The sequence below is a fragment of the uncultured Tateyamaria sp. genome, assembly GCF_947503705.1.
Classification (GTDB): Bacteria; Pseudomonadota; Alphaproteobacteria; order Rhodobacterales; family Rhodobacteraceae; genus Tateyamaria.
In genome coordinates, this window is record NZ_CANNES010000003.1 from 350761 (window position 1) to 364985 (window position 14225).

General features: G+C 59.8%; 12 protein-coding genes. 6 read left to right on the forward strand and 6 right to left on the reverse strand.

Going from position 1 to position 14225, the window contains the following annotated elements; translation table 11 throughout:
- Positions 1-10 precede the first annotated feature (10 nt).
- Positions 11-634, forward strand: a complete 624-nt coding sequence (locus Q1A44_RS10365) for an inner membrane-spanning protein YciB (protein ID WP_299624026.1) — start codon at positions 11-13, stop codon at positions 632-634.
- Here Q1A44_RS10365 and Q1A44_RS10370 read toward each other — a convergent pair.
- The 3 genes from Q1A44_RS10370 to Q1A44_RS10380 all read right to left on the reverse strand — a co-directional run bounded on the left by Q1A44_RS10370 (position 631) and on the right by Q1A44_RS10380 (position 2972).
- Positions 631-1260 carry a cyclic nucleotide-binding domain-containing protein gene (locus tag Q1A44_RS10370; protein WP_299624029.1) on the reverse strand — a complete coding sequence of 210 codons (630 nt, stop codon included), beginning with the start codon at positions 1258-1260 and terminating at the stop codon, positions 631-633. The genes Q1A44_RS10365 and Q1A44_RS10370 overlap by 4 nt on opposite strands.
- A 61-nt stretch (positions 1261-1321) precedes the next feature.
- Complete coding sequence (locus Q1A44_RS10375; protein ID WP_299624032.1) at positions 1322-2008, reverse strand: glutathione S-transferase N-terminal domain-containing protein; 687 nt, start codon at positions 2006-2008, stop codon at positions 1322-1324.
- 25 nt (positions 2009-2033) lie between these two features.
- Positions 2034-2972 carry an alpha/beta hydrolase gene (locus Q1A44_RS10380; RefSeq protein WP_299624034.1) on the reverse strand — a complete coding sequence of 313 codons (939 nt, stop codon included), beginning with the start codon at positions 2970-2972 and terminating at the stop codon, positions 2034-2036.
- Between the two features lie 275 nt (positions 2973-3247).
- Between Q1A44_RS10380 and metZ the strand changes: the two genes are divergently transcribed.
- Together metZ and folE2 are read left to right on the forward strand one after the other, a co-directional pair.
- Positions 3248-4435, forward strand: a complete 1188-nt coding sequence (gene metZ, locus Q1A44_RS10385; protein ID WP_299624036.1) for an O-succinylhomoserine sulfhydrylase — start codon at positions 3248-3250, stop codon at positions 4433-4435.
- Positions 4436-4592: 157 nt separating this feature from the next.
- Positions 4593-5696: a GTP cyclohydrolase FolE2 gene (folE2, locus tag Q1A44_RS10390; protein ID WP_299624038.1), complete on the forward strand. Its 1104-nt coding sequence runs from the start codon at positions 4593-4595 to the stop codon at positions 5694-5696.
- Between the two features lie 148 nt (positions 5697-5844).
- On the opposite strand, the gene Q1A44_RS10395 is transcribed toward folE2, so the two are convergent.
- Entirely contained in the window at positions 5845-6171 is a 327-nt protein-coding gene (locus tag Q1A44_RS10395) for a DnaJ family domain-containing protein (protein WP_299624040.1), read from the reverse strand.
- 41 nt (positions 6172-6212) lie between these two features.
- The gene (locus Q1A44_RS10400) at positions 6213-9269 is read right to left on the reverse strand and encodes a valine--tRNA ligase (protein ID WP_299624043.1); all 3057 of its coding nucleotides are present in this window, start codon (positions 9267-9269) and stop codon (positions 6213-6215) included.
- Between the two features lie 99 nt (positions 9270-9368).
- On the opposite strand from Q1A44_RS10400, the gene Q1A44_RS10405 reads away from it, so the two are divergent.
- The 3 genes from Q1A44_RS10405 (at position 9369) to Q1A44_RS10415 (ending at position 13571) form a co-directional block, all read left to right on the forward strand.
- A complete protein-coding gene (locus tag Q1A44_RS10405; RefSeq protein WP_299624046.1) occupies positions 9369-10127 on the forward strand; it encodes a DUF3592 domain-containing protein in 759 nt (252 codons plus the stop codon).
- Between the two features lie 83 nt (positions 10128-10210).
- Complete coding sequence (locus tag Q1A44_RS10410; RefSeq protein WP_299624049.1) at positions 10211-12508, forward strand: xanthine dehydrogenase family protein molybdopterin-binding subunit; 2298 nt, start codon at positions 10211-10213, stop codon at positions 12506-12508.
- Complete coding sequence (locus Q1A44_RS10415; protein ID WP_299624052.1) at positions 12486-13571, forward strand: DUF2235 domain-containing protein; 1086 nt, start codon at positions 12486-12488, stop codon at positions 13569-13571. Before Q1A44_RS10410 ends, Q1A44_RS10415 begins: the two co-directional genes overlap by 23 nt.
- Before the next feature lie 127 nt (positions 13572-13698).
- On the opposite strand, the gene Q1A44_RS10420 is transcribed toward Q1A44_RS10415, so the two are convergent.
- On the reverse strand, positions 13699-14181 hold the full coding sequence (locus tag Q1A44_RS10420; RefSeq protein ID WP_299624055.1) for a PaaI family thioesterase: 483 nt from the start codon (positions 14179-14181) through the stop codon (positions 13699-13701).
- Positions 14182-14225 lie beyond the last annotated feature (44 nt).

A 14225-nucleotide genomic window follows, 5' to 3' on the forward strand; every position in this document is an offset into this window, starting at 1 on the left:
GAGGCAAAGCATGGCGGACACGCGCGAGATCAACCCGATTATGAAACAGGTGCTGGAATTGGGCCCGCCGCTGGTCTTTTTCCTGATTTACCTGCGCATCCGCGACAACACTTATGTGATGGGCGGCACGGAATATTCGGGGTTTATCGTGGCCACGCTGATCTTTGTCCCCATCCTGCTGATTGCCATGGCGGTTCTTTGGGCGCTGACGGGCAAGCTCAGCAGAATGCAGATTTTCACCGCCTTTATGGTCATTTTCTTTGGCGGCCTCACGGCCTGGTTCAATGATGAACGCTTCTTCAAGATGAAGACCAGTATCGTCTATGGCCTGTTCGCGGCCCTCTTGGGGATTGGCTTGTTGCGTGGCCAAAGCTGGCTGGCCTTTGTCCTCAAGGATGCGATGCCGATGCAGGACGAGGGGTGGATGATCCTGACCCGGCGCTTGTGTGCCATGTTTGCAGGGCTTGCCATAGCCAACGAAATCATCTGGCGCACCATGTCGACGGATGCCTGGGTCAAGATCGAAACCTTTGGCTTTCCCATCGCGCTCATGGCCTTCCTGTTTTGGCAGATCAGCGCGCTCCAAGGCTACCTGATCGAGGATGCGCCCAAATCGGACAGCGACGAGGCTTAGGCTTTTTGGCTGCGATGCGCCTGGGCATCGGCGACCCAGCTATTGCGATGCGGGGCTACTGCAAAGGCCACTTTCAGCGCCAGATCGCTTGAGATCATCGCCTCGATCGCCAGCTTGAAGCGCGCGCGTTTGGCGGCCCGCGCCCGCAACGTGGCGACATCCCACTCCAACACCTCAGCCCCTGCTGGCAAACACGTGGTGGCCGCACTTTTTTGACCCGTGATATAGGCCACCTCGCCGACAAAGAGGTTCGGGGGCATGTTGAACCGCTCCCCGCGTTTGACCACTTCGATGCCACCAGAAATCACGTAGTAAAGTTTGTCGACCGGGGCGCCTTCGGTGGTCACTTGGATCGCCTCTTGCAACACCTTGCGGTCGGCATATTGGACAAGGTTGCGAAAATCGCCGGGTGGCAAGCTTTGAAACATTGGATAAATGTCGCGATGCGCGCGCGGCACGGCCATCTTGGACTGGTGCCACAAAAGGTTACCCAGCCCGATCAGGTTCGCCGTGCCCAAAAGGACCATCAAGCGCAACATGACCTGATGAATAATCAGATACCCGATGGTCAGGGCCGCCCCAGCCAGCAGGACCACCGTTTCGGGGGCTATGAAATCACTTAGCATTGCAATGACCTTTTCAAATCTTCGGCCATCCTGTCAGGCACGTGCTGACAATTGAACCAGCTTAGTCCTTTTTGCCAAAAAGCTTTTTCTGCGCATCCGGGTCCGGTTTTGTGTTGCGCTTGTCCGCGTGCAGGGCGCGGCCCCTTTGGACCGCCTCGCGACTGCCGACAGTATCGAGCCAGCGGGCCAAGTTTGGCTTGTCATCTAGTGTCTGTTGCTGACCTTCCCAGAGACTTGCCCAAGGCCAGATCGCCATATCGGCAATGGAGTAATCGCCCGCCACAAATTCATGATGCGCCAGTTGCCGGTCAAGCACGCCATAGAGCCGCGCGGTTTCATTCTTATAGCGATCCTTGGCATAGGGAATGTCATGGCCCATTTGAGGGGCGTATTTCAAAAAATGATGGGTCTGGCCCGCCATCGGACCCACACCGCCCATCTGCCACATCAGCCATTGTTCAACGGCCACCCGTTCACGTTCGCTGGACCCGCCATACCGCCCTGTCTTGCGCGCCAGATATTGCAGGATTGCCCCGCTTTCAAAGATCGAGATAGGCGCCCCGTCCGGCCCACTTGGATCGACAATTGCAGGCATTCGGTTATTGGGCGAGATCTGCAGGAATTCAGGCTCAAACTGCGCGCCTGCGCCAATGTCGATCAGATGGGTGTCATAGTCCAACCCGAACTCTTCCAGAGCAATGGACACTTTCCACCCATTGGGTGTCGGCCAAAAGTACAGATCAATCATAGCGCCCTCCGGGTTGGTCAGGGCGTCATGATGCCGCTTTTCCAGCCATGGGCAAGGGCAGGGGCAGGTTCGGGCGCGCAAAGGTACGTGACCAGCGCGGGCCGTAATGTGCGGGCAGTTCGCGTTTCAGGTCTGAAAGGTCCACCGCCTCCGGGTGGCGCAGCGCGTGGGCGTAAAAACGCAATGCGCCGGGCCTTGTATAGCCCGACCAATGACAAACCCGCCGCATCGGCTCTGCGATGTGACCGCCAAAGCGCGTCAGCATCGCGAGGCTTTGTGGGCAGTCCAGTTGCAAGGTCACAGCGTTGCGCAGGCCAAGGCCCACGCCCATCGCCCGATCACCCGGTACAGGCGCTGGCATCAACCGCTCGAACATGAAATCGAACAGATCGTTTTCGCGGCTTGTCACGTTGATCAGCTCGGAGTGGCGGCCGGCTCGGCTTTGCATTGCGGCAAAGGCGTCACTGGCATAGCTTGCCCCGGTCAGGGCCACGATCCGGTGCAGCGCGCCCGCAGGCAAGGCCGTCAAGGCTTCAAAAATCACCTCCGACCCCATGGAATGGGTAATCGCATGGATGGGGCGGGTTGGCGCAAGACGGTGGATCTCAGCAATCGCAAAGGCCAGTTGCTGTCCGGCCTGGCGGGCGGAGTGGCGTGCGCGCCAAAGGTTGCCCCGCGCGCGCCACCCAAAGGCGATGGCCAGCCCTTCGTCCCGATTACCTGTCCCAAAGCCCATATGGCGCATCCAGGGCACCTGTCTCGGGCGGTCGGGGTGATGACGGTAGGCAAAGATCGAAGCGTGGGGCGAGTAGCCGATGCTGTTGGGATCGTATTTATATCCGTGGATCATGACGATCACCGGCCCGGCTCCGGTGGCGGCCGTGCGGATCGCAGACAGGGCCGCAGCGGGCGAGCCATCTAGCACTAAACCCTTGGCACCAGCATTCAGTCTCAGGATCGGCATTGACGCACCTCCTACCACATCTAGTGGGGCTGCTATGGACCAGACATATGACGCGCAGGTGAATTTAAGGTTACAGCACCGTGACGGTGTTGACGCGCAGCGGTTTGGGGCGTAGCGATTGCACGTGGCGATTTGTAACCGGATTGCGGGCCACGCTGTGTCGAAAGACCGGCAAAACCGCTAAAAGGTCAGGATGAAAGCCCCCCTTTCGCTTGACCGCGTTTCGGGGGCTTTTTCGTGGCCTGGCCCCTATTCAGGCCCGTGTGGAGTTGAAGATGAGCGACAATTGGAAACCGCGCACCCGCGCCGTGCATGGCGGCACCCGCCGCAGTCAGTATGGCGAGGTGAGCGAGGCGATTTTCCTGACCCAAGGGTTTGTTTACGACAGCGCCGAGGCCGCAGAGGCGCGGTTTAACGAGGCTGGACCGGATGAGTTCATCTATGCCCGCTATGGCAACCCGACTGTGCGGATGTTCGAGGAACGCATGGCGCTGCTGGAAGGGGCCGAAGATGCCTTTGCCACCGCCTCCGGTATGGCGGCTGTCTCTGGCGCGCTGGCGGCGATGCTCAAGGCGGGCGACCGCGTGGTGTCGGCGCGCGCCCTCTTTGGCTCGTGCCTCTATGTGCTGGAAGAGATACTCACCCGCTACGGGGTCGAGGTGGAATTTGTGGATGGCACCGATCTGGCCGCATGGGAGGCTGCGATCACCCCCGGCACGCGGGCGGTATTTTTCGAATCCCTCTCCAACCCCACTCTGGAAGTTGTTGATATTCAGTCGGTTTCCGCACTGGCGCACAAGGTCGGCGCGACTGTCCTAGTCGACAATGTCTTTGCCACGCCCGTCTTTTCCAATGCCATCGCCCAAGGGGCCGATGTGGTGATTTATTCCACAACCAAACATGTGGACGGGCAGGGCCGCGCCTTGGGCGGTGTGATCATGGGCACCGAAGAATTCATCCGCAAGACGGTTGAACCTTACATGAAACATACAGGCGGTTCGATGTCGCCTTTCACCGCCTGGGTAATGCTCAAGGGGCTTGAAACGATGGAGCTGCGCGTGCGCGCCCAGGCGGCCACAGCCCAAAAGCTGGCGCAGGTATTGCACGGGCATGACGCCCTGTCTCGCGTGATTTACCCTGGCCATCCAAGCCATGCGCAAAACGGTCTGATACAGACCCAGATGGGGGGCAAGGGCGGCACCGTTTTGTCGCTGGACCTCAAAGGCGGGCAGGCGGCTGCGTTTGCCTTTCTCAACGCGCTGACGATCCCAGTGATTTCCAACAATCTGGGCGATGCCAAGTCGATCCTGACCCATCCTGCGACCACCACTCACCAGCGGCTGCCGCAGGATCAAAAGGATCTGTTGGGCATTACGCCGGGGCTGGTTCGGATGTCGGTGGGTATCGAGGATGCAGATGACCTGGTAGCCGATGTGCTGCAAGCGCTTGAGAAAGCGGGCTAAAATACAGAGCCGGGCAGGGTGCTGCCTGTTTCTGTCAGTATCCTTGGCGCAATGTCATCCATATTTCAAAGCAACACGTATATGTTAGCAATGATGGACTTGTCCGGCGGCGCACCTACATGCTGTCCAGACGTAAAAAAGAAAGGGGGGCTACTTTATGAACATTCATACGCCCGACATCACCGCAATACCCGAACGCGACGAGGCAGAGGCCGCGCTGAATTTACTCCGCCGCTGGGCCAACGCCGCCAGCACAACCGAAATTCTTGAACTTGACCCATCGGTCGCGCGGCTGGTGCCGGGCGGCGAAGGGGTCGAGTATCCAGCCTTTGAACGCACATATCCAGAGGCCTTCAAAGTCGATGGCGCCTACAAGGACACGCTGCCCGACCTGCAAAATGGCCCGTCAAGCCTGATCCGCGGTGCCAAGCAACAGATCCAGCACGTGGGCATCTCGAACTTCCGCCTTCCGCTGCGGGTCGAGACGCGCTCTGGCGAGGCGCTGACGCTCGAAACATCAGTGACCGGCACTGTCAGCCTTGAAGCGGACAAGAAGGGCATCAACATGTCCCGCATCATGCGCTCCTTCTACAAACACGCTGGTGAAACCTTCAGCTTTGAAGTGATTGAGGCCGCGCTTGACGATTACAAAACCGACCTGGAAAGCTTTGATGCGCGCATCCAGATGCGTTTCAGCTTCCCGATGCAGGTCGAAAGTTTGCGCTCGGGCTTGTCGGGCTACCAATACTACGACATTGCGCTGGAACTGGTTGAGCAGGCGGGCGTGCGCAAAAAGATCATGCATCTCGACTATGTCTATTCCTCAACTTGCCCGTGCTCGCTGGAACTCAGCGAACATGCCCGCGCGACGCGGGGGCAGTTGGCGACACCTCATTCGCAGCGCTCGGTTGCGCGGGTGTCAGTTGTGCTTGAGGATGACGCCGATTGCCTGTGGTTCGAGGATCTGATTGAGGCATGCCGCCGCGCGGTACCGACCGAAACGCAAGTGATGGTCAAGCGGGAAGACGAGCAAGCCTTTGCAGAGTTGAACGCTGCCAACCCGATCTTTGTCGAAGATGCTGCGCGCCTGTTTTGCCAGCAATTGTTGGCAGACGTGCGCATCGGCGACTTTCGCGTTGTGGCCAGCCATCAGGAAAGCCTGCACAGCCACGACGCCGTGTCGGTCCTGACCGAAGGCGAGACCTTTGCCAATGAGAGCATCGATCCAAAGATGTTCGCGACCCTGTTCCACGTCGGCTAAATCTCAACCGTGGGGCGGAGGACACCTCCGCCTTACGGGGATCACGAAGACAGTCGCGTCCAAATTCTCTGTTCCAATAAATCCCGGGGGAGGCCGAAGGCCGGGGGCAGCACATCAAACCCGTGTCCGTAACGCAATCCGCAAAACGCTAGGACAAGAACCGCCGCCGCGCTTCCCGCGCGATGTTGTAGCGCAGTTCGAGGTCCGCAATCTTGGCGCTTTGCGCTTTGCGTTCGCCCGCATCCGCAAGGTCCTGATACCGCCGCCGTGCCGCGTCCAACGCCTGCTTTAGCTTGAACTCTTCCGGCACGACGCCCGCCTCGACCATCATCCGCATACCCGCGCTTTGCCCGGCATCCTCATGTGCCGAACGGTAGGGCAGCGGCTTGCCTTCCCCCTTCAACCCGCTCAGCCCACCGGTGGCCTGAGTTTTGGCGATCTGGCGTTCCACGAGGTTGCGCAGCGATCTCAGCATGGCTTGATCCTATCAAACGGGCCGCACTTCGCCAAGCCGGCTCAGCCCAGTTCCTGCAACCGGGCCAGTGCCTCTTTCAATTTGCCTTCTTCCTCTTCGCGCGCGGCGAGGTTGGCTTGCGTCTCAGCGACCACTTCCGCGGGCGCACTCTCGGCGAATTTTGGGTTCTTGAGCCGTCCGCGCAATCCGCCCAGTTCCTTGGCCAATTTGCCCAAGGTCTTTTCGAGCCGCGCGATTTCTTCTGCCACGTCAATCACCCCATCCAGCGGCAGACCAAAGCGCCCGCCAGACAGGCCCAGTGTCACAGTGCCTTTGGGGAATTCGTCCACTTCGCTGAGGTCCGTGATCCGGGCTAGCGCATTGAACGCTGTCACGTTGGCATCCCACGCTGCGCGGGCTTGATCGTTCAGGCCGACGACGACCATCGGAATGCGCGCCCCTGCGGGCACATGCATTTGCGCACGGGCCGAGCGGATGGCGTCGATCGCACCGGTGACCCAGCCCAGTTCAGCGTCCGCAGCAGGATCGGCCAGATCGGCGGCTGTGTACTCGGGCCAGTCGGCGTGGATCAGTTGTTTGGGTCGTGCCTTTTGGCCCCAAAGCTCTTCGGTGATGAAGGGCATGATGGGGTGCAACAGGATGAGGCATTGATCAAGGCCCCATGCATAGACCGCCTGCGTTTCCGCTTTTTCCGCATCGGTGCCGTTCTCGAAAATTGGCTTTGTCAGTTCGATGTACCAGTCGCAGAACGTGCCCCAGACAAAGGCATACAGCGCGCTCGCCGCGTCGTTGAAGCGATACTCGGCGAGAGCGGCATCAACGGTCTCGCGGGTACGCGCAATCTCGCCCTTGATCCAGCGGTTGGGCGTGAGTGTCCCCGCGGGGACAACATCGCTATGGGCGATGTCAAAAGTGCCGTTACGCTCGCCAAAGCTGGCCGCGTTCCAAAGCTTTGTACCGAAATTCCGGTAGCCCGCGATGCGCTGGGTGTCGAGTTTGAGGGTGCCGCCGAGGCTCGCCATAGCAGCAGAGGCAAACCGCAGCGCGTCGGCGCCGTATTCGTCAATCAGGTCGAGCGGGTCCACGACATTGCCGGTGGATTTCGACATTTTCTTGCCTTTGGCGTCGCGCACGAGGCCATGCAAGTACACGGTATCAAAGGGTTTTTCGTCCACAACAGCCAGTTGCATCATCATCATGCGGGCCACCCAGAAGAACAGGATGTCCTGACCGGTGATGAGGTCGGAGGTGGGGAAATACTTTTTCAGTTCAGGCGTGTCCTCAGGCCAGCCGAGGGTGCCGATGGGCCAAAGGCCGGATGAGAACCACGTGTCTAGGACGTCGGGGTCGCGGGCAATGTTTACCAAGCTCAACGGGTAAGGGCCGTCACCCCATCCGCCACTTGCGGCTGAGGGCAAAGGTTCCCTTCTCCCATCGGCCGTGTCTTCGATACTCTGGATGCCAACTTCCACTCCGGAACCGAGTAGGCTTTCATAGTATTGTTTCGCAAGTAACAACGCCTGTTCTTCATTGGGCGCACAAAACTGCTTGCCAAGCATGTCAATCGTTTCGCCGTTTTTGTCGACGCTGGGTCCAAACCAAACAGGAACCTGATGGCCCCACCACAATTGGCGCGAGATGCACCATGGCTCGATATTTTCCAGCCAGTGAAAGTACACCTTTTCGCCACTTTCGGGCATGATTTTCACGTCGCCGTTCCGCACCGCATCCAAAGCGGGGCCAACGATCTTGTCTGTGTCCACAAACCATTGATCCGTGAGCAACGGCTCAATCACCACTTTTGAGCGGTCGCCATAGGGCTGCATGATCGGTTTGTTTTCGACCATGGGGCGGGTGTCGGTGACCTCGTTCCCGTCGTCGTCCGTTGTCGTGAACGTCTCCATCACGGCCAAGCCTTCGGCGGTGATGTCGGCCACCACGCGCTTGCGCGCCTCGAACCGGTCGAGGCCGCGATATTCTTCGGGCACCATATTCATCGCCGCGATCATGGCCTCGTCGAAGTCCTGTTCGCCATTGGCGATGGCCTGGGCCACGGCGGCCTCTTCGGCGTAGGGCTTGCCATCGGCCCGCATGTTCGCGCGCGTGTCCATCAGGTTGTACATCGGGATGTTGCCGCGCTTGGCCACCTGATAGTCGTTGAAGTCATGCGCGCCGGTGATTTTCACCGCACCGGACCCGAAATCCTTGTCTGGATATTCATCCGTAATGATCGGGATCAGGCGGCGATGTTCTTTTGGCCCAACCGGGATTTCACAGAGTTTTCCGATGATTGGCGCGTAACGCTCATCCGATGGATGAACGGCAACAGCGCCGTCGCCCAACATGGTTTCGGGTCGCGTGGTCGCGATGGAGATATAGTCGCGCTCTTCCTCAAGCGTGACGTTCCCGTCCTCGTCCTTTTCGACATAGGTATAGGTCTCACCGCCCGCCAGCGGGTATTTGAAGTGCCACATATGGCCCGGCGTTTCGATATTTTCGACCTCAAGATCGGAAATCGCTGTCTCGAAATGCGGGTCCCAATTGACCAGACGCTTGCCGCGATAGATCAGGCCCTTGTTGTACATCTCAACAAAGACTTTGATGACCGCGTCGTGAAAGTTGCCTTCGTTCCCTGCGGGCGCTCCGGGGGCGCCGGACATGGTAAACGCCTCGCGGGACCAGTCGCAGGAGGCGCCCAGGCGCTTGAGTTGTGACACGATGGTGCCGCCGCTCTCTGCCTTCCATTCCCAGATTTTCTGGGTGAAGGCCTCGCGCCCCAGTTCAGTTCGTGTGGGTTGCTGTTGCTCGGCCAGCCGCCGCTCGACCACCATTTGCGTCGCGATGCCTGCGTGGTCGGTGCCGGGCTGCCAGAGCGTGTCGAACCCGCGCATCCGGTGCCAGCGTACCAGCACGTCCTGCAACGTGTTGTTGAAGGCGTGGCCCATATGCAGGACGCCAGTGACATTCGGGGGCGGGATCATGATGGAATAGGTGTCGTCGCGCGACGCGTTTGCGCCGGCGGCAAAACACCCCTTTGCTTCCCAGTCTGCGTAAATGCGCGCCTCAACCTCGGACGCGTTGAATTTTCCCAGTGCCATGGCCCACGGCCCCCTTGCTTGCTTGGGCGCTGAGATAGCGGGGCGAGGGGGTGAAGGAAAGGGGTTTTGGGTCTGTGCGGCCTGCGCTAATTAACGGGAATGGATGATTTGACGCATGGGCCTGCGCCCGGGTTCTGGGGGATGCTGTGGCGGGTTGGCGGTGCGCTGCCCTTTGTTCTGGCCGTGATAACGGTCGTCGCGAGCGGTGTCAGTTTCAGCAATCTACGCGATGGGTTGGCGTTCGAGACGCGCGGTGTCGAAACGCGCGCCGAAATCATCGAGCGCTATAGCAAGCAAGTCAGGCGCGATGATCGTACCGAGACCGAATATTATGTGCGCTATGAATACTTTGCTGAAGGGGCCACGCAACAGGCACGGGCCAAGGTGTCGCGCAGCGAATACGAGGCGATAGTGGTCGGAACACCGCGCACCGTGCGCTATGTTCAGGATCAACCGCGAAAGGTCGAATTCCGCATTGGTAAAACCATGAAAGAGGGTCGGACAACCCGTTGGATTGCTCTGGCCCTTGGGCTTGCGACCTTGGCCGCAATTTGGTGGAAGGGGGGCCGTGCAGTTGATGCCATCCGGGCCCGGAAATTCGGGGCGATTGAGCGGGTGACTGTCCTGGATGTATTGGTACATCAACACAAGAATTCCACCAGCTACCAATTGCAGTGGTTCGACAAGAACGGTGACATCGCAACCAGTCTCTCATCGTCTGGCCGCAGCCGTTACGATCCCTATCCCAAGCACGCCAGTGTCGAGATTTATCGCGGTGCAAAAGGGCGGGCCTGGTGGATCGGCGACGTAGGCCCCCGGAGCGAACACCCACCCGTGCCGGATGCGGGCAAGTCCTAGTCGTTTCTGCCTCTGGACACTGGCCCTCAAGCCGCTAGGTTCGCACCTAACCAAACGTCCCTCCAGCCTCAGGAGTTACCCCCATGGAAAAGTTCGGAAAAAGCCAGCCTGTCAAGCGCACCGAAGACGTTCGTTTTCTGACGGGCGAGGGTCGTTATGTGGACGACATCGCGCCCGCAAGCGCCTTGCAGACTTTTGTCTTTCGCTCGCCAGTGGCCCATGCGGTGATCACTGCGCTGGATGTGAGCGACGCACGGGACGCCAACGGCGTGCACGCCGTTTATACCGTTACCGACCTTGAGGCGGCGGGCCTCAAGATCGGAATGCGCGGCGCCACGGTCCCAAACCGTGATGGCACCGACGGGGCGGCGCCGATGCGTCCGGTTCTGGCCAAGGATCGCTTGCGCTTTGTGGGCGAGCCTGTGGCCGTGGTCGTCGCCGATACATTGGCCCACGCCCGTGATGCGGCCGAGATGATCATGCTTGATTACGACGATTTGCCCGCCAAGATGGACATCGACGCAGGTGGCGAGACGATCCACCCCGAAGCCTCCGACAACGTCGCCTATGACTGGCATATGGGCGACGAGGCGGCGACAAACGCCGCCTTTGAGGCCGCGGCCAAGGTGGTCAGCCTCGACGTGAGCGACAACCGTATTATCGTGAACTCGATGGAGCCGCGCGGCTGTTATGCCGAGCCTGAGGGCGACCGCATCCACGTTGCGATCAACGGTCAAGGCGTCTGGGGCCCTAAGGACCAGCTGGCCGAGGTTCTGGACATACCCGCCGACGATATCCGCGTCACCAATCCCGATACGGGCGGCGGGTTCGGCATGAAGGGGATGATGTATCCGGAATATTTCGTTCTGGCGCACGCCGCCCGCGACTTGGGTCGCCCTGTGCGCTGGATGTCAGAGCGGACCGAGGCGATGCTGAGCGACAATGCAGGCCGCGATCTGACCTCTCTGACCGAACTCGCCTTTGACGAGAACAACAAGATCACCGCCTACCGCGTTCTGAACAAGGCAAATATGGGGGCCTATAATTCGCAATTCGCGCAGGCCATCCAGACGGCCCTGTTCAGCAAGGTTTTGATGGGCGTTTACGATGTGCAGACCACTTATTTGCGCTCTGTCGGCTATTACACCAATACCACGCAGGTAGACGCCTATCGCGGGGCGGGCCGCCCCGAGGCGATCTATATCCTTGAGCGGGCCATGGACCGGGCCGCGCGCGAATTGGGTGTTGACCCGCTGGAACTGCGCCGCATCAACTTTATCAAGCCCGATCAGTTTCCTTATGTCACAGCCACTGGCGAGACCTATGACGTGGGCGATTTCAACAAAGTGTTGCGCCGGGCCGAGGTCGAGGCGGACCTGGCCGGTTTCGCTGCGCGCAAGGAGGCGGACGCGGACAAGGGACTGCTGCGCGGTCTTGGCCTGTGCTATTACATCGAAAGCATTTTGGGCGATCCGTCAGAGACGACCAAAGTGGAATATACCGATGAGGGCCGTGTGAACATTTATGTAGGCACGCAATCGAACGGGCAGGGGCATGAAACGGTCTATGCCCAGTTCCTGAGCGATCAAACTGGCATTCCGGCGGACATGATCGACGTGGTCCAGGGTGACAGTGACAAGATCAAGGTGGGCGGCGGCACTGGCGGCTCGCGTTCGGTCACAGTGCAGAACAACGCGACAGTCTACACGGTCGAGGCGATGACCGAAGCCTTTACCGACTTCCTGGCGGATGAGATGGGCGTACCCGCCTCCGACATCAGCTTTGACGATGAGCGGTTCCGGGCAGATGGGTCGAACATGACACCCACCATGCTGGAGGTCGCCGAGATGGCCCGCGAAAAGGGGCGCGATGACCTGCTTGTTCATGAACGCCGCGTCACTCTGGCTGCACGCAGCTATCCCAATGGCTGCCATGTTTCAGAGGTCGTGATCGACCCCGACACCGGAGTGACAACCTGCGACCGCTATACTGTCGTTGACGATTTTGGTAATCTTATCAACCCGATGCTGGCCGAAGGGCAGGTGCATGGCGGTGTTGTTCAGGGCATCGGTCAGGCGCTGACCGAGCACGTGATTTTTGACGAAGACGGCCAATTGCTCACGGCAACGTTCATGGACTACGCCTTGCCGCGCGCTGACGACGTTCCCATGATTGGGTTCACAAGCGAACCGGTTCCGTCGACGGCCAATGTCATGGGCATGAAGGGCTGCGGCGAGGCGGGCACGGTCGGAGCGTTGGCTGCGGTGTCCAACGCGGTGCAGGACGCGCTATGGGAGCGCGGTGTGCGCCAGGCGGATATGCCTTTCACACCGTCAAAGGTATGGGAACTGATCGGGGATGTTGCGGTCGCGGCTGAATAAAACCATCGCCCACTGGCTGCAAAGCCAGTTTGGCAAGGGCCTGCCCGAAGCGGCCCCGCCCACGCGGGGCCCCACCATCCATGTCATCATCCTTGACGGTACCATGTCGACCCTTGCCGAGGGGGACGAAAGCAATGCCGGCCTGACCTACAAGCTTTTGCGCGAGATGGGCAGCGAGGTATCAGTCTACTACGAGCCCGGTTTACAGTGGTCGCACTGGCGACGCGCCGGCGATGTGATCTTTGGTCGGGGTATCAACCGACAGATACGCCGCGCCTATGGGTATCTGGCGTCGCGCTATCGCCCCGGTGACCGCATTTTCCTGATGGGGTATTCGCGAGGGGCCTATGCAGTCCGATCGCTCGCAGGGGTCATAGACATGGTGGGGCTCTTGCGCGCCGATCATGCAACTGTGCGGAATATCCGCGACATCTATCGCCATTACGAGTGCACACCAGACAGCGACGCGGCCCGCGTCTTTGCCCGTGCCCATTGCCATGACCGCGTCGAAATCGAGATGATCGGGGTCTGGGACACTGTAAAGTCCCTGGGCCTCAATATGCCGGTGCTCTGGCGGTTGAGTGCGCCGCGCCACGCTTTTCACAGCCACCAGCTGGGAAAGTCGGTCAAGCACGGCTTTCACGCGCTGGCCCGAAATGAGACCCGCGTCGCCTATGCGCCGGTGATGTGGGACAGCCGCGATGATTGGGATGGCCATCTGGTGCAGATGTGGTTTCGGGGCACCCATGGCGATGTGGGCGGGCACCTGACTGGTTTCAATGCCGCACGCCCTTTGTCCAATGTCGCGCTTGTCTGGATGCTTAACCAGGCCGCCACCTGCGGCCTTCCCTTGCCAGAAGGATGGTCCGATCGGTTTGTGCAGGATGCATCGGCCCCTTCGGTTGGAACATTCAGAGGCATGGGGCGCTGGTTCATCACGCGACGGGCGCGCAAGGTTGGCCACGATCCTTCCGAAAGGGTGCACCCGTCCGTCTCGCAGGTATCTGACCAACCCGGCTGGCGCGCGCGGCTGAGGCAAGGGGCTGGTCTTGGCACGTCGTAGCGCAACGCTACGCGGTGGATCTGTACGATGTCCTGTCCTACTTTTCTGTTCCAACAACACCCGTGGTAGGCCCCCGAACGCTCACTTGGCGGCGACATCACCGCACAAGCGCTCGGACACCGTTTGTTCAGGCAAGTTGCATGATGATGCAGGTGGTCGACCCGGAGGCATAAAGCTTGCCATCCTCCACGCCTCTGATCTCGCCCGTGGCCACGCCGGTTGAACGACCGGCATGGTTGACCGTGCCGATGCAGTCGATGGTCATGCCCAATGGGATCGGGCGCAGGATGTTGATCTTGTATTCCAGCGTTGTATAGACCGCGCCTCGTGGCACCCGCGTCATCACGGCGCAAGCCATGGCGCTGTCCAAAAGCGTGCCGTACCAGCCGCCATGCACCGTGCCCATCGGATTGGTGACGTTGAATTCAGGCGCGCCGCGAAAGGTGGCTGTGCCGTCGTCCAACGCGTGTAGCGTATAGCCCATCGTTGCACCAATGGGCGGACCGGGATGTTTGCCATCGAGGATGCCTTGCATGAATTCCATACCCGACATGGACAACACGGTTTCCATTGGCAAAAGGTCGGCAGGGGATTGGGCGAGGGTTGGCATGGAGGGCTCCGCAGGTTGTTACCTTTCGGAGCCTAAGGGGACTG